Origin of the sequence: Mycobacterium sp. AT1 (genome assembly GCF_002043095.1) — a bacterium.
Classification (GTDB): Bacteria; Actinomycetota; Actinomycetes; order Mycobacteriales; family Mycobacteriaceae; genus Mycobacterium.
In genome coordinates this window covers 134,910-152,288 of record NZ_MVOC01000044.1, presented here as the reverse complement: position 1 = coordinate 152,288, position 17,379 = coordinate 134,910, and the positions used below count along the sequence as shown (strand labels likewise).

16 protein-coding genes and 2 pseudogenes (1 of these 18 cut by a window edge) are annotated in these 17,379 nt (G+C 68.4%); 10 read left to right on the top strand and 8 right to left on the bottom strand.

Translation table 11 applies throughout. The features are described from left to right. The first annotated feature begins 186 nt into the window (after positions 1-186). Positions 187-1,599 (top strand): DUF4185 domain-containing protein, encoded by a 1,413-nt coding sequence (locus tag B1790_RS20640; protein WP_079925103.1) that lies wholly within the window; start codon positions 187-189, stop codon positions 1,597-1,599. A gap of 18 nt (positions 1,600-1,617) precedes the next feature. Here the strand turns inward: B1790_RS20640 and B1790_RS20635 are convergent, their stop codons facing one another. The 4 genes from B1790_RS20635 to B1790_RS20620 all read right to left on the bottom strand — a co-directional run bounded on the left by B1790_RS20635 (position 1,618) and on the right by B1790_RS20620 (position 5,866). Then, the gene (locus B1790_RS20635; protein WP_079925102.1) at positions 1,618-2,835 is read right to left on the bottom strand and encodes an alpha/beta hydrolase; all 1,218 of its coding nucleotides are present in this window, start codon (positions 2,833-2,835) and stop codon (positions 1,618-1,620) included. After that, positions 2,825-4,468 (bottom strand): acyl-CoA ligase FadD12, encoded by a 1,644-nt coding sequence (fadD12, locus tag B1790_RS20630; protein WP_079925101.1) that lies wholly within the window; start codon positions 4,466-4,468, stop codon positions 2,825-2,827. The genes B1790_RS20635 and fadD12 overlap by 11 nt, the downstream gene beginning before the upstream one ends. Positions 4,469-4,474: 6 nt before the next feature. After that, complete coding sequence (locus tag B1790_RS20625) at positions 4,475-5,296, bottom strand: 1-acyl-sn-glycerol-3-phosphate acyltransferase (protein WP_079925100.1); 822 nt, start codon at positions 5,294-5,296, stop codon at positions 4,475-4,477. A gap of 72 nt (positions 5,297-5,368) precedes the next feature. Continuing rightward, positions 5,369-5,866 (bottom strand): hypothetical protein, encoded by a 498-nt coding sequence (locus B1790_RS20620; RefSeq protein WP_079925099.1) that lies wholly within the window; start codon positions 5,864-5,866, stop codon positions 5,369-5,371. Between the two features lie 42 nt (positions 5,867-5,908). Between B1790_RS20620 and B1790_RS20615 the strand changes: the two genes are divergently transcribed. Next, positions 5,909-6,760, top strand: coding sequence for an arylamine N-acetyltransferase (locus tag B1790_RS20615; RefSeq protein WP_079925098.1), 852 nt, complete (start codon positions 5,909-5,911; stop codon positions 6,758-6,760). On the opposite strand, the gene B1790_RS20610 is transcribed toward B1790_RS20615, so the two are convergent. Together B1790_RS20610 and B1790_RS20605 are read right to left on the bottom strand one after the other, a co-directional pair. Then, positions 6,757-7,779, bottom strand: coding sequence for an acyl-CoA dehydrogenase family protein (locus B1790_RS20610; protein ID WP_079925097.1), 1,023 nt, complete (start codon positions 7,777-7,779; stop codon positions 6,757-6,759). The genes B1790_RS20615 and B1790_RS20610 overlap by 4 nt on opposite strands. Further along, on the bottom strand, positions 7,776-8,939 hold the full coding sequence (locus tag B1790_RS20605) for an acyl-CoA dehydrogenase family protein (protein WP_079925096.1): 1,164 nt from the start codon (positions 8,937-8,939) through the stop codon (positions 7,776-7,778). The genes B1790_RS20610 and B1790_RS20605 overlap by 4 nt, the downstream gene beginning before the upstream one ends. A gap of 79 nt (positions 8,940-9,018) precedes the next feature. Between B1790_RS20605 and B1790_RS20600 the strand changes: the two genes are divergently transcribed. From B1790_RS20600 to B1790_RS20575, 6 genes are read left to right on the top strand one after another with little or no spacing between them, the layout of a single operon-like run. Then, positions 9,019-9,930 (top strand): helix-turn-helix domain-containing protein, encoded by a 912-nt coding sequence (locus B1790_RS20600; protein ID WP_369832386.1) that lies wholly within the window; start codon positions 9,019-9,021, stop codon positions 9,928-9,930. Between the two features lies 1 nt (position 9,931). Beyond that, positions 9,932-10,471: a dihydrofolate reductase family protein gene (locus tag B1790_RS20595; RefSeq protein WP_079925095.1), complete on the top strand. Its 540-nt coding sequence runs from the start codon at positions 9,932-9,934 to the stop codon at positions 10,469-10,471. A 30-nt stretch (positions 10,472-10,501) separates the two neighbouring features. Next, the gene (locus tag B1790_RS20590) at positions 10,502-10,879 is read left to right on the top strand and encodes a BlaI/MecI/CopY family transcriptional regulator (protein WP_079925160.1); all 378 of its coding nucleotides are present in this window, start codon (positions 10,502-10,504) and stop codon (positions 10,877-10,879) included. Continuing rightward, on the top strand, positions 10,876-11,793 hold the full coding sequence (locus B1790_RS20585) for a M56 family metallopeptidase (protein WP_079925094.1): 918 nt from the start codon (positions 10,876-10,878) through the stop codon (positions 11,791-11,793). Before B1790_RS20590 ends, B1790_RS20585 begins: the two co-directional genes overlap by 4 nt. 52 nt (positions 11,794-11,845) lie before the next feature. Further along, positions 11,846-12,508: a thioredoxin domain-containing protein gene (locus B1790_RS20580; RefSeq protein ID WP_079925159.1), complete on the top strand. Its 663-nt coding sequence runs from the start codon at positions 11,846-11,848 to the stop codon at positions 12,506-12,508. A gap of 3 nt (positions 12,509-12,511) precedes the next feature. Next, the gene (locus tag B1790_RS20575; protein ID WP_079925093.1) at positions 12,512-13,327 is read left to right on the top strand and encodes a serine hydrolase; all 816 of its coding nucleotides are present in this window, start codon (positions 12,512-12,514) and stop codon (positions 13,325-13,327) included. Here the strand turns inward: B1790_RS20575 and B1790_RS20570 are convergent. Continuing rightward, on the bottom strand, positions 13,324-13,950 hold the full coding sequence (locus tag B1790_RS20570; RefSeq protein WP_233165235.1) for a TetR/AcrR family transcriptional regulator: 627 nt from the start codon (positions 13,948-13,950) through the stop codon (positions 13,324-13,326). The genes B1790_RS20575 and B1790_RS20570 overlap by 4 nt on opposite strands. Next, positions 13,950-14,087, bottom strand: a complete 138-nt coding sequence (locus B1790_RS34740; RefSeq protein ID WP_158083857.1) for a hypothetical protein — start codon at positions 14,085-14,087, stop codon at positions 13,950-13,952. The genes B1790_RS20570 and B1790_RS34740 overlap by 1 nt, the downstream gene beginning before the upstream one ends. Positions 14,088-14,264: 177 nt before the next feature. Here B1790_RS34740 and B1790_RS20565 point away from each other — a divergent pair. Continuing rightward, positions 14,265-16,048 (top strand): annotated as a pseudogene (locus tag B1790_RS20565) (acyl-CoA dehydrogenase). Beyond that, positions 16,048-17,379: pseudogene (locus tag B1790_RS20560) on the top strand (acyl-CoA dehydrogenase) (it continues 466 nt past the right edge of the window). Before B1790_RS20565 ends, B1790_RS20560 begins: the two co-directional pseudogenes overlap by 1 nt.

Sequence of the window (17,379 nt, the reverse complement as noted above, 5' to 3'; positions counted from 1 at the left end):
CGAGTTGTCGCGCGTGAAGCAACTTCTCGTAAACAAGTGAAGTCTCGACGAACTGCGCAGTAGGTTGCGACACGGTCACGGATGAGCATCAAGCGATGACTCACTGAACACAACCGTCCCAGTGGTCACTATCGTCACAGCAGAAGTTGCTGGCGTCATCGTGACGTCCTCCGTGGAAGGTGTCACATGTCGCCGCGTCGTCGAACCGCATCAGCATCGGTGGCGACGGCGGCCGTGATCGCACTCTGCGCCGTGGTGGGCGTCGCGCCACCGGCGAACGCCGAGCCCTGCGAGGGTGCTGCCGCGCAAGCCCAGCCCCTGCCTGGGCAGGCATTCCAGATCCCCAGCCCGTCGGGCATCTCGCCGTTCAACCGGCCGATCGGCCACAAGCCCACCGGCGCCAACGACGCGGCCCCGACGCCCAAACTTGGTCTGCTACCCGCACTTCTGAAGGCGCTCACCCCACCGGCCGCACCCGTGCAGCAGCAAGCCGCGGTGGTCCCATCGCCGCGCCCCGGCGGGACGGCGGCCCAACCGTCGGAAACGGCTCCCGCCCCGGTGGCGGCGCCGGCACCGGTGTCGACGGCACCGCCGGGCACCTCGCTGGTCGGATGGGTGACCGGACCGGACAGCCCCAACGACACCATCAAACGGTTCGCGATCACCGGAACTGATCTCGGAATCATGTGGGACAACGGCGATCCCGCCAACAACCAGGTGCTGATGGCGTTCGGCGACACCAACGGCTACTGCGGCATCCCCGGCAAGCAGTGGCGGTACAACGCCCTGTTCCGCAGCCAGGACCGCTCCCTGGCCAAGACCGTGGCCGTACCCAATGGTGTTGTCGCCAACAAGTATTCCGGGTCGCCGGTGTGGCGGCCTGGCATCTCCAAGCAGGTCGTCAACACCATCGGGCAGGCGCCGCAGGAGACGGGCATCATCCCCACCGCGGGCATCGCCGCCGGCGGGAAGCAGTACATGAACTTCATGTCGATCAAGAGCTGGGATGCCAACGGCGCCTGGACGACCAACTATTCCGCGATCGCGATGTCCCCCGACAACGGTGAGACGTGGGGCGTGTATCCCGGCACCATCCGCACCCCGGGAGCGGGCAACGAGAACTTCCAGATGGGCGCGTTCCTCAAGGGGGGACCCGGCGACCAGTATCTGTACTCCTTCGGAACGCCCAACGGCCGCGGCGGATCGGCCTACCTGGCACGCGTGGCACCGAGCCTCATCCCCGACCTGACCAAGTACGAGTACTGGAACGCCGACGGCGGGGCCTGGGTGCCTGGCAATCCGGCGGCCGCCACCCCGGTGATCCCCGGGCCTGTCGGCGAGATGTCGGCCCAGTACAACACCTATCTCAAGCAGTACCTGGCGCTGTACTGCAACGGCGCCAACGACGTCGTGATGCGGACGTCGCCGACACCGCAGGGACCGTGGAGTCCGGAACAAATGCTGGTGAGCCACATGGAGTTTCCCGGTGGCATCTACGCGCCGTACCTCCACCCGTGGTCGACGGGCAAGGAGCTGTACTACAACCTTTCGCTGTGGTCGGCGTACAACGTCATGCTGCTGCACACCGTTCTTCCATGACCCGGGTCTTACCCTGAGCTAGCCGCGTTTGGCCTTCACCCAGTCCAGGAAGTGCGCGACGGCCGTCGCGGTGTAGTCCCCGTGCGGTGAACCGAAGAAGTCGAAAGCGTGCTGGGCGTGCGGGATCTCGGCGTAGGCAACCGGACTGTCCGACGCCTTCTTCAGCGCCTCGACGAACGCGCGTCCCTCCTGCACCGGGATGATCGAGTCGTCGGTGCCGTGCAACACGAAGAACGGTGGCGCGTCGGCCCGCACCTTCGTGATGGGCGACGCGTCGCGGTATACCGCGCGGTGTTCGGTGAACCGCTTCTTGACGATGTAGCGCTGCAGAATGGCGATGAACTCGGGCCGGCCGCTGCCCTCTCTGGTGAACCAGTCGTAGCGGCCGTAGATTGGCACCGCGGCCACCACGGAGGTGTCGGCGTCCTCGAAACCCGGTTGCCACTGCGGGTCGTTGGGGGTCAAAGCCGCCAACGCCGTCAAATGTCCACCCGCGGATCCGCCCGTGATGGCGACGAAGCCCGGGTCGCCGCCGTGGTCGGCGATGTTCTCCTTGATCCACGCCAACGCCCGCTTGACGTCGACGATGTGGGCCGGCCAGGTGTTGCGCGGGCTGACCCGGTACGCCATCGAGACGATGATCCAGCCGCGTTCGGCCATGTGCGTCATCAGCGGATAAGCCTGCGGACGGCGCATCCCGATCGCCCAGGCGCCGCCGGGCACCTGGAGCAGGACGGGTGCCTTGCCGTCGCGGGGCAGGTCGCCGCGGTGCCAGACGTCGGCGACGTTGGCGCGGTGCGGACCGTACCGGATGACGTCGTCCTTCTTCACGTATTGCCGCCGGGCCCAGGACGTCCGCAGCACGCCACCGCGACGACGGCGCCGCTCCTCGGCGGCGATGTCGGCGTAGTCGACGCCAAGGGTCTCCCGAAGCGGGCCTTCGAAGCACTCCTGCGACTTCGCGTTTCGGTAGTAAACGAAACCCAGTGCCGCCCACGACAATGCGGTCAACCCCAGCGCAACCTTGCCGCGCGTGCCTGCGAAGTCGCCGCGCAGCCCGCGTCGCGCCGCGTCGAGCATCGACGCGCCGGCCACCACCGGCGCTGCCTCGCCCGTCGGCCAGCCGAGGAAGAACACCGGAATGGTGACGTAGCCCTCGCGGCCCAGCGGCTGGACGGCGTTGGCGGCGTTGAGCAGTTCGGCGACGGAGCGCAGCAGTGGGTGCCTACGTCGCATTGCCGTCCGTTTCGAGAAGTGCGTGGAGATCACGACGAACGATCTTTCCCGTACTGCCACGCGGCAAACTCTCCAGCACTGTGATGCTGCGCGGCACCTTGTAGTTCGCCAGGTTCTTCTTGACGTGCGCCTTGAGGTCGTCCGGCGTCGCGGACCCGTCGCTCAACACCACGAAGGCCGCGAGTCGTTGCCCGAACTCCGCGTCGTCGACGCCGAGGACCGAGGCCTCCGACACCGCCGGATGAGCCGCGAGGACCTTCTCGACCTCGATGGGGTAGACGTTCTCGCCGCCAGAGACGATCATCTCGTCGTCGCGGCCGACGACGAAGAGACGACCGTTGGCGTCGAGGTACCCGACGTCGCCTGAGCTCATATGATCGCCCTCGAAGGCTCTTTCCTTGTCGGTGGACCCCTTGGTATAGCCGTCGAACTGCGTCGAGTTGCGCACGAAGATGGTGCCGACCTCACCGGTGGGCACCTCCCGACGCTCGGCGTCGAGAATGCGAATATTGGTGCCCTCGGCCGGCTTTCCCGCGGTATCCGGTGCGGCGCGCAGGTCGGCTGGCGTCGCCGTGGCGATCATGCCCGCCTCGGTCGCGTTGTAGTTGTTGTAGACGACGTCGCCGAAGCGGTCCATGAACGCGGTCACCACGTCGGGGTTCATCCGGGAACCCGATGCTGCCGCGAACCGCAGCGAGCGCCCGCTGTAGCGCGAGAGCACGTCCTCGGGCAGGGCCATGATGCGATCGAACATGACTGGGACGACGCACAATCCGGTCGCCTGATGGCGGTCGACGAGCTTCAGCGTCGCCTCCGGGTCGAACTTGCGCCGGGTGACGATGGTGCACGCCATCATCGCGGAGAACGCCAACTGCGCGAAACCCCAGGCGTGGAACATCGGGGCCACGACGACGGTGACCTCCTCGGTCCGCCACGGGGTGCGGTCCAGAATGCCCTTGAGCGTCTGTGGGCTGCCACCGGAGTGGCTGGCGCCCTTGGGAGTTCCCGTCGTGCCCGAGGTCAGCAGGATCACCTTGGACTTGGCGCTGGCCCGTTTCGGTTGTCTGCCGTAGTGCGCGCCGATCATGGTCTCGACCGACAGGTCGTGCCCTTCGGTGTCACGCCACGCGACGATCCGGACCGCGTCGGGACGGTCCGCCAGGGCCTGCTCGACCGTCGGAGTGAACTCCTCGTCGAAGACGACGGCGTCCACCCCTTCGCGCGAAACGACTTCGGCGAGAGCGGGTCCCGCGAAAGAGGTGTTGAGCAGTAACACGTCGGCGCCGATGCGATTGGCGGCGATCAACGACTCGACGAAGCCGCGGTGGTTGCGCGCCATGATGCCGATCGTCTGCGGCGCGCCGCCTGGCAGGGCCTGAAGCGCGGCGGCGAAGGCGTCGGCCCGTTGGTCGACGTCACGCCACGTCAGAGTGCCGATCTCGTCGACGAGGGCGGGACGGTCGGGACACCGCTGGGCCGCGCTGGCGAAACCCGATGTGATGCCCATGTTCTCGCGTGCCATGGCGGCGCCGATGCGCAGGTACTTGTCCGGGCGCAGGGGCGCGATGACGCCCGCGCGCGCCATCGTCGACAGCAGGCCAAGGGTGCTGGTGAACGGGTCGGTCAGCGCCATGGGCCGTCAGCCCAGCACGGGGAGTCGGCGTTGTTTGGCCAACTCGTCGAGTGCCTGCTGCATGACCTGACGCACGTGCGCGTCGACCTCGTCGACGTCTGGTTCTTCGCCGAACATCGCGACGACGTCGATCGGAGGCAGCACCTGCGTGACGATCTTCGTCGGCAGCGGCACGTTGACCGGTAGCACGGCCGAGAGTCCGAACGGGAATCCGAAGGAGATCGGCAGGATCTTGACGCGCAGCAGCTTGTCGAGGCGGAGCGCCTTGGCCATCCCCTCGCCGCGCGACAGGAACAGTTGCGCCTCCTGGCCCCCGATCGACACCGACGGCACGATCGGCACCCCGGCGTTGATCGCGGCGCGCACGTATCCGGTGCGTCCACCGAAGTCGATCTTGCTCTCGGACCGCGTCGGCCGGTAGACGTCGTAGTCGCCCCCGGGGAAGACGACCACCACGCCACCGGAGCGCAGTGCTTCGTCGGCGTTCTCGTGGTTGGCGGGGATGAAGCCGGTCTTGCGGAAGAAGTCGCCGGTCGGGCCGGTGAAGATGATGTCGTGGCTCAGCGTGTAGACCGGGCGGTCGAAGCCGAACTTCTCGTAGAAGCCCGTCGCGAACACGGGGACGTCCATCGCGAACAGCCCGCCCGAATGGTTGCCGACCACCAGGGCGCCGCCCTTGGGGAAGTCGTCGAGCCCGCGCACTTCGGCGCGGTGGTAGCCCTTGACGAGCGGGCGGAGAATGCCCATCACGCGTTCGGTGAGGCCAGGATCCCACTTCGTGACGGCGGTGGGTTCGATGTCGACCGGATCGGTGTCGTTCGCGTTCACGGGTGCTCCCTGCGGAAAGTGGAACGTGTTCTAGTTCCAGGTTACCCGGGGCACCCTCGGACGCGGTAATCCTCAGACGGACGCGATGAACTCCGTGGTGTAGAACTCTGCCGGGACCTGCCTGTATGGCGACGGTCGCTCGAGAACCACCCAGGCTCCGGTCGCGCCGCTCGCGACCGGACCACCGAAGGTCGTCGAGCCGCCGCCGATCGCATCGGTTTGCAGCGTGCCGGTGACCACGCCCGGCGCGCCGGGGCCACACCCGAGCGACGGGCGAGGCATCTGGATCACCCGAACGTCGTAACGGGTGTTCGGCACGGCGGTCGCCACGTCGACCGTCGCGACGAGCGTGCCGGAGCCGTCGGTGCGGATGTGCGCGACGGGTCGCGCGTCGCCCACCGCGTCGACCGACTTCAACTTCGAGAAGTCACACGCGCGCCACTGGCCGGACATCGGCATCGGCGAGCTCGCCGTTCCTGGGGCGGCGCCGGCAGCCGGAGTGGTCACCACCGCCGAGGTCACGAGGGCCGTCGCGACGGCGAACCATGTCGTCGGCGTCAATTTCATCATGACTAACCATAGTTCCGGTCGACGAAAGTGCAGCATGTAGTCATGACGGATGATCGAGTCGTGACCGACGTCGACCTGACGGCCTACTTCGCCCGGATCGGCTACCGCGGGCCGGCGGACCCGACCGGCGACGTGCTTGCCGAGCTCGTCGCCGCCCACAACCGGTCGATTCCGTTCGAGAACCTCGACCCCGTCTTCGGGGTGCCCGTCTTCGACCTGGGTGCTGCCGCGCTGGTGGACAAGCTGGTGCACCGGCGCCGCGGCGGCTACTGCTACGAGCACAACGGCTTGCTTGGCTACGTCCTCGAACGGCTCGGCTACGGCGTGGACCGGTGCGCCGGGCGCGTGGTGTGGATGAGCGAGCCGGGCGGCCCCCTGCCTGCGCGGACGCACCAGGTGCTCGCGGTGACGGTGCCCGGCGTCGCGGGACGCCGGCTGGTCGACGTCGGATTCGGTGGGCAGACGCTGACCTCGCCGATCGACCTGACGGTGGGCCTGGAGCAACCGACCCGACACGAGCCCTACCGCCTGACCGAGGGCAGTGAGGGATTGGTGTTGGAGGCGCAGGTGCGTGGGACGTGGCAGGCGCTCTACGAGTTCACCGAGAAGCCGCAGCCCCGAATCGATCTCGAAGTCGGCAGTTGGTACGTCTCGACCCACCCCACGTCGCACTTCGTCACGGGCTTGACCGCAGCGCTGGTGACCGACGACGCTCGATGGAACCTGCGCGGCCGCAACCTCGCCGTTCATCGGGCCGGGGCGACGGAGAAGACCCGCTTCGACACCGCCGACCAAGTCGTCGACGCGCTGGCCAACACCTTCGGCATCGATCTGACCGACGTGGCGGCACCGGACGTGGTGCTGACCAGGGTGGGCCAGCTTCTCGACTCCTAGATGCGCGGGGCAGGGCCGACGACGAGGTTCCACGGATCGTCGGCCGCCAGCGCCATCCGGCCGAGGCGGGTGGCATGCCAACCCGTGGAACCGAACTCGTCGGCCCAGCTGCGCGCTCGCATGGTCGCCAACCACAGCTGATGTTCCAGTGTCACCCCGATGGCGCCGTGCAGCTGGTGGGCGATCGTGGTGACTGGGGCGACGGCACGGCCCACCGCAACCTTCGCCGCCGTCACCGCGTAGTCGGCCTCTGGGCTGTCGAAGCCATGGTCAAACGCCGCGAACGTCGCCAAATTCGTTGCCGCTCGGCTTGTTTCGACCTCGCCCAGGAGGTTGGCCATCGAATGCTGGACGGCTTGGAACGTTGCGAGGGGGCGGCCGAACTGGACGCGCTCGCCGATGTGGGCGGCCGTCAGAAGCGCTGCCGCGTCAAAGGCACCGACGATCTGCACGCACCGCGCCCACGCGCCTCGCCGCACCAATTCGTCTGCGACAGAAGGGGAAAGCCTGACGACGTCGGTCGACGACAGATCGAACGGCACGTCCCCGCGCGGCTCACCGGCCAGGTTGTGCGTGGAGGTGGTCGACCCCGGCGCGAGCACCGCGACGAAGGTGGCGTCGGCCGAGCTGGCGGCGAGCACCACCGGCCCCGCGTCGGGCCACGGCACGTCGTGTGCGGTGCCCGTGACCCGGTTGCCGTTGGGGTCGACGTCGGCGATCGCGACCGTCAGTGGGCCGTCGGCGGGGATCGGCAGGTCCGCCTGACCCGCCAACCACGTTGCAAGCACGTCGGTTTCGGCGATGGGCACGGCCGCCGCGTAGCGGGCCAACCCGCCGAGTACGACCGCGGCGTCGGCTGGATCCGCGCCCTGCTCGGTCGTCAGCCTGGTCAGTCCCGAGGTCTCCAGGACCTGCCACAGCTCGGAGTCGAGGCGTTCCGGCAACCCGTGCCTGCCCACCCGCGCGTCGAACGAGCGGCGGCCGATCTCCTCGACGAGCGCCCTGAGTTCGTCATTCACGTCGCCCTCGCCCCCCGCGCCACGATGCCGCGGAGCACTTCGTTGGTGCCGCCGCGAAGCGTGAACAGCGGTGAATGCACCCTGGCGACGGCCAACATCGCGCGCAGCCGGGCGCCCTCGGGTCCGTAGACGCCGTCGATCAGGTCGGCGGCGAGTTCCACCGAGTCCTGTTCGAACCGGGTGCCCAGGTCCTTGACCATCGCCGCCCGGGTGTTGGCGTCCTGGCCGGCTGTCAGTGCGCGGGCCACCGACACCGACATCTGCCGCAGCGCGATCATCCTCCCGACGAGGTCGCCGACCGCGGCGGCGGTCCGGTCGTCGACGTCCCTGCGACCAAGGGCCTTGACGACCTCGAACAGCATCGTGGCCGTGGACAGAATGCGTTCGGGGCCACTGCGTTCGAATCCCAACTCGGACGTGACCTGGTGCCATCCGGCGCCGATCTCGCCGAGCACGTCGCCGTCGGTGAGCCGAACGTCGTCGAACTGCACCTCGTTGAAGTGGTGCTCGCCGTTCATCAGGACGATGGGACTGATCGTGATTCCCGGCAGGTCGGTCGGCACGACGAACTGACTGAAGCCGGCGTGCCGATGGTCGGGATCGAGCGGGCTGGTGCGGGCCAGCACGACGATCTGGTGTGCAAGGTGCGCGCCGCTGGTCCACACCTTCGTGCCGTTGAGAAGCCAGCCGTCGTCGGTGCGCGTCGCCCTCGACTGAACGGCCGCGAGATCCGAACCTGCGCCGTGTTCGCTCATGCCGATCGCGGAGTACAGCTGCCCCGCGGCGATCCGCGGCAGGAGTCGGCGACGCTGCTCCTCGGTCCCGTACGCCAGCAGGCCGGGGGCGACCTGACGGTCGGCGATCCAATGCGCCCCGACGGGCGCGCCGTGGGCAAGCAGTTCCTCGGTGACGACGTAGCGATGCAGGTAGCCGGTGCCGTCGGCCGGTGCCCGGCCGCCATATTCGGTGGGGATGGTCAGCCCGATGAACCCGGCCTCGGCGAGCCTCGTGCTGAAGGCGGTGTCCCAGCTGGACAACCAGCAGTCCACGGCGGGCGTCCACCCGAAGGTCTCCCGATCGGCGGCCAGGAACGCCCGGACTGCCGAGCGGAGCCCGGCCAGTTCGGCGTCGTCGGCACGCAACGCTGCGAATTCGCTCACTGGAGAGCCGAGTCTAGTGCGGTGACAGAGCAGGAATCGTCATGTCGCCTGCTGCGCGGCGCGGCCATACTCGGTGACTGTGACCGAACTGCCCCCGGGACGACGCGACCGGCTGCGCGAGCTCCTCGACGCCGTCGTCGACGGCGGCAACACCGACGTCGCCGAGATGGCCCGCCGAAGCCACTCGTCGGAGTTTCACTTCTCCCGTCAGGTCAGTCGCCTCGCCGGTGAGCCGCCCGCCGCGATACGGCGCCGGGTCATGCTCGAACGCGCCGCGTGGCGACTACAGCGCGGGGAAGGCGTTGCCGCGGTGGCCGCCGAGGAAGGCTGGTCGTCACCGGAGGTGTTCTCGCGTGCCTTTCGGCGCTCGTTCGGCGTGCCCCCGTCGCGCGCCGCCGAGGTGGACTTCCGGTTGGCCGCGCCCAACGGCCTGCACTTCCATCCACCGGAGTCGCTGTGGCTGACCAGCGCCGACGATGCCGTCACGCCCGAGGTGTCCCAGCTGATGGTGGCCCACGACGTCGCCGACACGGCGTACCTGATCGAAAGGGCCCGCGAGCTCACCGAAGACCAATGGCGGGAGCATGTTTCGCCCGGGCAGATGGTGCTCGACTGGGACGGCCCCGAACCCAGCGTCGGCGCTGTACTCGGGGCCGCCGTGTGGACGAAGGAGGTGTGGCTCGCCAGCATCGAAGGACTCGACCAACCTCGTCGCCCCGAATTGCGTTTGGCGACAACGCTCGCGGCCGACCACGCCGCGGTCGCGACGCGCTGGACGTCGATGGTGGCCGACCATGCCGAACGAGGACGGTTGGGCGACACCGTCATCGACGCGCTGTGCGATCCGCCCGAGTCGTTTCAGCTCTACGGCATCGTCGCGCACGTGTTGGTCTATTCGGCGCATCGGCGGGAGCTGACCCGGTCGATGCTCAACCGGCACGGCCTGTTTGCGGGCACGGGCGACCCACTGGACTGGATGAGGAGGAGTTGACATGGCAACCGTGTACTACACCGCGTCGAGCTTGGACGGGTTCGTCGTCGACGACGAGAACAGCCTGGACTGGCTGACCTCGCGCGCCGTCGACCCCATGGGCGCCTTCGGCTACGAAGCCTTCGCCGACGGCGTCGGGGCGATCGTCATGGGTGCGTCGACCTACGAGTGGCTGCTGGTGAACCAACCCGGGGACTGGATGTACGAGCAGCCGAGCTGGGTGCTCACGCATCGCCCCGAGATCGTGGTCGACGGCCATCCCGTGACGACGTTCGCCGGTGACGTCGTCGACCTGCACCCCGAGCTGGTGGCGGCTGCGGCGGGCAGGGACGTCTGGGTACTTGGCGGCGGCGACGTCGCCGCGCAGTTCGCCGCCGCGGGTCTCGTCGACGAAATGATCGTGTCCTATGCGCCGTGCTCGCTCGGAACGGGCGCGCGCGTGCTGCCGCTGCGCTCGGAGTGGTCGCTGCGGGAGGTCGGCCGCAACGCCGACTTCGTCTGCGCGCGATGGGGAGTGTCCGAGCGCGCCGACAGCGGCTAGATTCAAGGGCGCGATCCGTGGGAGGTGGCGATGCAGCAGCGAGGTTTTGGCGATCTCGAAGCGACCGTGATGGACCGCGTCTGGGCGCACGAAGACGGCGTCACCGTCCGCGAAGTGTTCGAAGAGCTCACCGGCACCCGTCAGATCGCTTACACGACAGTGCTTTCCACGATGGACAATCTGCACCGCAAGGGCTGGGTGCGACGGGACCGCGAGGGCAAGGCGTACCGGTACTGGCCGACGATGACGCGCGAGGAACGCTCGGCGAACCTGATGCGGGCGGCGTTCAGCGCGGGCGGCGATCGCGAGGCGGTGCTGGCGTTCTTCGTCGGCCAGATGACGGCTGAGGAGTCGGCCCAGTTGAAGGCGGCGCTGCGGCACGGTGGCGGGTCCGGGCGTCGTACGTGACCAGCACGGTTTACCTACTGCTGTACGGGGCGATGGTCACCTGGCTGGCGCCTGCGCCGTTGTCGCGGCTGACCCGCCGCGGCACCAACCCGCGACTCGGCGTCGCGGCCTGGGTGACCGCGATGGCCGGTGTGCTGGTGGCCTGGACGGTGGCCGTCGGCGTGGTCGCGGTGTCGCTGGTGCGCGGCGGCCCGAATTCGTCGGTCGTCGTGCTGTGCCTGGAACTTCTCGGGGTTCCGGAGCGTGAGGCAATGCTGGGGGCGTTCGCGGCCACCGGACTGCTGGCCGTCGGCGTGCTGGTCTCGGCGGTCGTGGCGGTCGGCGTCGGCCGAACGGTTCTCGGGTTGCGCGCGCACAGCGCGGAGCACGCGGACGCCGCCAGGATCATCGGAACGCCCACCGATGCCGAGGGGGTGTTCGTGGTGGCGGGCGAACGGCCCGCGGCGTATTGCGTCGTCGGCAGACCCGACACGATCGTCGTGACCATGGCCGCGGTGCGGGCGCTCGACGGACCCGAACTCGACGCAGTGCTCGCCCACGAAGGCGCCCACATCGCCGGCCGGCACCACCACCTGCTGATGGTGTTGCGGGCCTTGGCCGCCAGCCTGGCGCACCTTCCGCTGTTCACCCGCGGTGCGGCCGTGGTTGCCGAGCTGCTGGAGATGTGCGCCGACGACACGGCTGCCCGGCGGCACGGATCGCGGCCCCTCGTGGCGGGCATGCTCGCGCTCGCCTCGCCGCTGCCGCCCTCGGGTGGATTGGCGATGGCCGCCACGGCGACCGCCGCCCGCGCGCGTCGCCTGTTGGACCCCGCCGGCCGGTCGACCCGGTGGTGTCATCGGGTGGCGACCTCGGCCACGATCGCGGCGACGATCGGAGCGCCCGTCGTCGTCAACGTGCTCTGCCACCACTGAGTCCTGGGCTACGCTCCTACGTAGTGAGTACGTAGATTCGCGAGGGGGAGTGTTGCCGAGAACGACTGCGGGCCGGATCGGGGTGACCGCGGTCGCGATCGTCGCAGTCGTCGTCGGCGCGGTGATTCTTCTGATCAGCCGAAGTGACACCGACGGCCCCGACCGGGTCTCGGCGGACGCGAGCATGCCTGCGGTGGTTCGCGCCGACAGCCACCGCCTCAACTCGCCTCCCGGCGCCGCGGTGACGTTCGTCGAGTTCCTCGACTTCGAGTGTGAGGGCTGCCGAGCCGCATACCCGATCGTCGAGCAGCTGCGAGCCGACTACGGGGACCGGGTCGAGTTCGTGCTGCGCTACTTCCCACTCCCCGGGCACGTCAACGGCGAGCGTGCCGCCCGCGCCGTCGAGGCCGCCGCCCAGCAGGGCAGACTCGAGGCGATGTACCGCACGATGTACGAAACTCAGGCCCAGTGGGGCGAACGGCGCACTCCCGCCGACGACGTATTTCGCGGATTTGCAGTCGAACTCGGACTCGACATGGCGGCCTTCGACGCGGCGTACGCCGACCCCGCCACCGCGGAGCGCATCCAGGTCGACGTGAACGACGGCATGGCGCTCGGTGTCCAGGGCACTCCGACGTTCTTCGTCGACGGTGAGCAGGTCAGCCCTCGGTCCGTCGACGATCTGCGCACCGCCATCGAGAACGGGCTGCGCTAGCCGATGCGACGTTGCGCGATCGTCCTCGTCGTCGCCCTGCTGGCCCTGATCTCGAGAGCGGCGCCGTCGGCCGCTGCGCCCTGCGGCACCGCCGCAGCGGAATGCGGTCTACGGCAACGCATCGTCGTCGCCGAGCAGTACCTCCAAACCCGGCCTGGGACAGTCGGATTCGTGCTGCGTGACCGTGCGACGGGGGCGACCTACCGCAATGCCGACGCCGCGACCCCGATTTGGACGGCATCGACGATCAAGCTGGCGATGGTGGCCGATCTGCTCACCAGGCAGCGAGCGGGCGTCATCACCCTCACCGACGCCGACCGCCGCCTGATGGTGGCCATGCTGCGCAACTCGGACAACGACGCCGCCGACGCGCTGTGGTCCCGATACGGCGGAGCGGCGAACGCGTTCAACGCGAACTTTCCCCGCTACGGGATGCCAAACGTCGCACCGCAAAGGGGTTTTGGCGACGTGTTCCCGTACTGGGGGTTTCAAAAGGCCACGGCCGACGATCTCGACGGGCTGATGAACTACGTGCTGACCGGGCTGAGTCCGGCCGATGCCACCGCCGTGGTGGCCGAGATGCAGCGCGTCGACCCCGACCAGCAGTGGGGAGTGTGGGGAGCAGGCCCGGCGATGACACCGGGCAACAAGAACGGGTGGTCGCAGGAGCAAGGCGGCTGGGTGGTCAACTCGGTGGGCTTTGCCGGGACGCAACAGCGCTACACGTTGGCGATCATGAACGCACTCGGCGACGAAGGCGGCTACGACGACGGCGTCGCCACGACCACGCAGCTGAGCCGTATCCTGCTGTCGCCCTAGGGTTGGTCCGGCAGCCCGAACCGATGCACGAATTCCCGTGACTTGATCAGGAATTCGACCTGCCTGGCCACCTCCCGCAGTGGTTCTGCGGTGCGAGACGCGCGGCACAGCACAACGGCTCCCTCCAACGCCGCGATGCTGGTGACGGCCAACGACGCGGCGTCGGCGTCGCCGAACCCGTCGGCCACGAATGCCCGGCTGAGCGCCGTCCGCCAGCGGTCGAAGATGTCACCGGCGATGGGGGTCAGTGCCGGCTCGGCGTCGGCCGAGCCGATCGCGGCGGCCACCACCGGACAGCCAGCGGCGAAGTCGCTCTCGGCAAGGGTGCGCTCCCAGAAGGCGACGAACTGGCGTATCAACGGGGCACTGCCGCGCGTGGCGGCGTCGTCGACGAGTCCGGTGATCGCATCGCCCGCGTGCTGCAGCGCCTCAATCAGCAGCTGACTGCGACCGCCGGGAAAGTGGTGGTACACCGATCCGCGGGGCGCGCCGCTGCGGACGAGTACCTCGTCGATGGTGACCCCGGCGGCACCCTTCTCGCGCAGCACCTCGGAGGCGGCGGACAGCATCCGGTCCCGAGTCGTGCCCCGCGTGGCGTGGCCGACGTCGACGGGGGAGGGCATCAGGCGGCGGCACCCGACTGGCGGTGCATCCGGTCGCGCCACGGTGCCATCCGGGCGTGGCCCGGCTGTGGGCGGCGCCGGTAGTCGACGGTGCAGCTGAATCGACGACCGAGGACGTTGACTTCGACGACCCACATGGGTGCCTCCCTAACTATGGTGCCGAGCATAGTGGTGGGAACGCCGAAGGGTTGGGAATGTATTCCACGTCACGCCCAGCGCGTCATTCTATGGGTCCGTCCATAGCCACTGTCGTGGCTACCGGCGCCCGATCGGACTACGCTGCATGGCGCGGTTCGATCCTGAAAGGGCTAGACGTGGGCCACTACAAGAGCAACGTGCGCGACCTCGAATTCAATCTCTTCGAGGTCCTCCAACTCGAGAAGGTGCTTGCCTCCGGCGAGTTCGGTGATCTTGACGCGGACTCGATCCGCGACATGCTGAGCGAGGCGGCGCGCCTGGCGGAGGGCCCGCTCGCCGAGTCCTTCGCCGACGCCGACCGCCACCCGCCGGCCTTCGACCCCGACACCCACGTGGTGACGCTTCCCGACGCCTTCAAGGAGTCCTTCCGGGCGTGGCAGCAGGGCGAGTGGTTCCGTATCGGCCTCTCCGAGGACGTCGGCGGCGTCCCCGCGCCGTCGATGCTGGCGTGGGCGATCAACGAGTTTCCGCTCGGCGCTCAGCCGGCGGCCTTCATGTACCTCGCCGGACCGGTGCTGGCCGGCATCCTGCACGAGGAGGGCAACGCGCAGCAGAAGCATTGGGCGGCAATGTCCGTCGAGCGCAACTGGGGTGCCACCATGGTGCTCACCGAGCCGGACGCGGGCTCCGACGTCGGCGCCGGGCGCACCAAGGCCGTCGAGCAGCCCGACGGCACCTGGCACCTCGACGGCGTCAAGCGCTTCATCACCAGCGGCGACTCCGACGACCTGTTCGAGAACATCGTGCACATGGTGCTTGCCAGGCCCGAGGGCGCAGGCCCCGGCACCAAGGGCCTTTCGCTGTTCATGGTTCCCAAGTTCCTGCCCGACCCAGAGACCGGCGCGCCGGGTGACCGCAACGGCGTCTACGTCACCGGGCTCGAGCACAAGATGGGCCTCAAGGTGTCCGCGACGTGCGAGCTGACGTTCGGGCAGCACGGCACCCCCGCGATCGGCTACCTGGTCGGCGACACCCACAACGGCATCGCGCAGATGTTCAAGATCATCGAGTATGCGCGAATGATGGTCGGCACCAAGGCGATCAGCACGCTCTCGACCGGCTACCTGAACGCCCTGGACTACGCCAAGACGCGCATCCAGGGCGCCGACCTCACCCAGATGACCGACAAGACCGCACCGCGCGTCAGCATCCTGCACCACCCCGACGTGCGACGGGCCCTGCTGACGCAGAAGGCGTACGCCGAGGGACTGCGCGCGCTGTACCTCTACACCGCCGCGCACCAGGACGTGGCGGCGGCCAACGTCGTCTCCGCCGCGGACGCCGGCATGGCGGGCCGCGTCAACGACCTGCTGCTGCCGATCGTCAAGGGCGTCGGGTCGGAACGGGCCTATCAGACGCTGACGGAGTCGCTGCAGACCTTCGGCGGCTCGGGCTTCCTGCAGGATTATCCGATCGAGCAGTACATCCGCGACGCGAAGATCGACAGATCGCCCGCGACCAGGGTGGCGCGCTCGCCCACGTCGCCGGGGAGATCCAGGCCTTCCTGGACGCCGAGTCGGCACGTCCGGAACTCGCCGAATGTCGAGTACGACTGGCGACGGCGCTGGCCGACGTGCAGGCGATGGTCGGCGCCATGACCGGTTATCTCATTTCCTCGCAACAGAATTCGCGTGACCTGTACCGGGTCGGCCTTGGCTCGGTCTCCTTCCTGCTGTCCGTCGGCGACCTCTTCATCGGATGGTTGCTGCTGAACGGGGCCGAAATCGCCCTTGACGCCTTGGACGGCGAGCCCTCCGAGCGGGATCGCGCGTTCTACCGCGGGAAGGTGACCGCCGCCAAGTTCTTCGCGAACAACGTGCTGCCGCGGCTCACCGCCGAACGCAAGATCATCGAATCGGTCGACCTGGCCACCATGGACCTCGACGAGGGAGCCTTCTAATCGCCAGCCACTACAAGGCCAACGTCCGAGACCTGGTGTTCAACCTCGTCGAGGTGCTGGGTCTGGAAAAGGCGCTCAGCAGTGGCCAATTCGACGGTCTCGAGGTCGACGACGTCCTCGGCATGCTGGCCGAGGCCGCTCGCCAAGCCGAGGGCCCGCTGGCGGCGTCGTTTGAGGAGAGTGACCGCAACCCGCCGACGTTCGACCCGCAGACGCACGCGGTGACCCTGCCCGCGGCGTTCAAGGAGTCAGTGCTGACGTGGCAACGCGGGGAGTGGACGCGCATCGGCCTCGCCGAGGGCATCGGCGGTCTGCCCGCCCCCGCGATGGTCCGGTGGGCGATCAACGAGTTCCTGGTCGGCGGACTGCCCGCGGCGTTCTTCTACCTCGACGGCCCGCCGATGATGGACGTCTTGTTCAACGTCGGCAACGAACAGCAGAAGCGTTGGGCCGCATTGGCCGTCGAGCGAAACTGGGGTGCCACGATGGTGCTCACCGAGCCGGACGCGGGGTCCGACGTCGGCGCCGGGCGCACCAAGGCCGTCGAACAGCCCGACGGCACCTGGCACCTGGACGGCGTCAAGCGCTTCATCACCTCCGGAGACTGCGACGACCTCTTCGAGAACATCGCCCACCTGGTGCTGGCGCGGCCGGTCGGCGCGGCGCCGGGCACCAAGGGACTCAGTCTGTTCCTGGTGCCGAAGTTCCTGCCCGATCCCGAGACGGCGGCCCCGGGCGAGCGCAACGGTGTCTTCGTCACCGGGCTCGAGCACAAGATGGGGCTGACGGCCTCGGCGACGTGCGAGCTGACGTTCGGACAGCACGGCACCCCCGCGATCGGCTACCTGGTTGGCGACACCCACGAGGGCATCGTCCAGATGTTCAAAATCATGGAGTTCGCCCGAATGGCCGTGGGTGGCAAGGCAATCGCCACGCTGTCGACCGGTTATCTGAACGCCCTCGAGTTCGCCAGGACGCGGGTGCAGGGCAGCGATTTGACCCAGATGACCAACAAGACGGCGCCAAAGGTGACCATCCTGCACCACCCCGACGTGCGGCGCTCCCTGCTGATGCAGAAGTGCTACGCCGAGGGGCTTCGGGCGCTCTACCTCTACACCGCCGCCCACCAGGACGACGTCGTCGCCGAGCTCGTCTCGGGTGCCGACGCCGACGTGGCCCGCCGCGTCAACGACCTGCTGCTGCCGATCGTCAAGGGCGTCGGGTCGGAGCGGTCGTATCAGTACCTGGCGGAATCGCTTCAGACACTGGGTGGTTCGGGCTACCTGAAGGACTATCCGCTCGAGCAGTACGTCCGCGACGCGAAGATCGAC

Bases quoted from the DNA above. Each gene is read 5' to 3' on its own strand.
- B1790_RS20640 (WP_079925103.1), top strand. From the start codon at position 187: ATGTCGCCGCGTCGTCGAACCGCATCAGCATCGGTGGCGACGGCGGCC.
- B1790_RS20635 (WP_079925102.1), bottom strand. From the start codon at position 2,835: ATGCGACGTAGGCACCCACTGCTGCGCTCCGTCGCCGAACTGCTCAAC.
- fadD12 (WP_079925101.1), bottom strand. From the start codon at position 4,468: ATGGCGCTGACCGACCCGTTCACCAGCACCCTTGGCCTGCTGTCGACG.
- B1790_RS20620 (WP_079925099.1), bottom strand. From the start codon at position 5,866: ATGATGAAATTGACGCCGACGACATGGTTCGCCGTCGCGACGGCCCTC.
- B1790_RS20615 (WP_079925098.1), top strand. From the start codon at position 5,909: ATGACGGATGATCGAGTCGTGACCGACGTCGACCTGACGGCCTACTTC.
- B1790_RS20595 (WP_079925095.1), top strand. From the start codon at position 9,932: ATGGCAACCGTGTACTACACCGCGTCGAGCTTGGACGGGTTCGTCGTC.
- B1790_RS20590 (WP_079925160.1), top strand. From the start codon at position 10,502: ATGCAGCAGCGAGGTTTTGGCGATCTCGAAGCGACCGTGATGGACCGC.
- B1790_RS20575 (WP_079925093.1), top strand. From the start codon at position 12,512: ATGCGACGTTGCGCGATCGTCCTCGTCGTCGCCCTGCTGGCCCTGATC.
- B1790_RS20570 (WP_233165235.1), bottom strand. From the start codon at position 13,950: ATGCCCTCCCCCGTCGACGTCGGCCACGCCACGCGGGGCACGACTCGG.
- B1790_RS34740 (WP_158083857.1), bottom strand. From the start codon at position 14,087: ATGTGGGTCGTCGAAGTCAACGTCCTCGGTCGTCGATTCAGCTGCACC.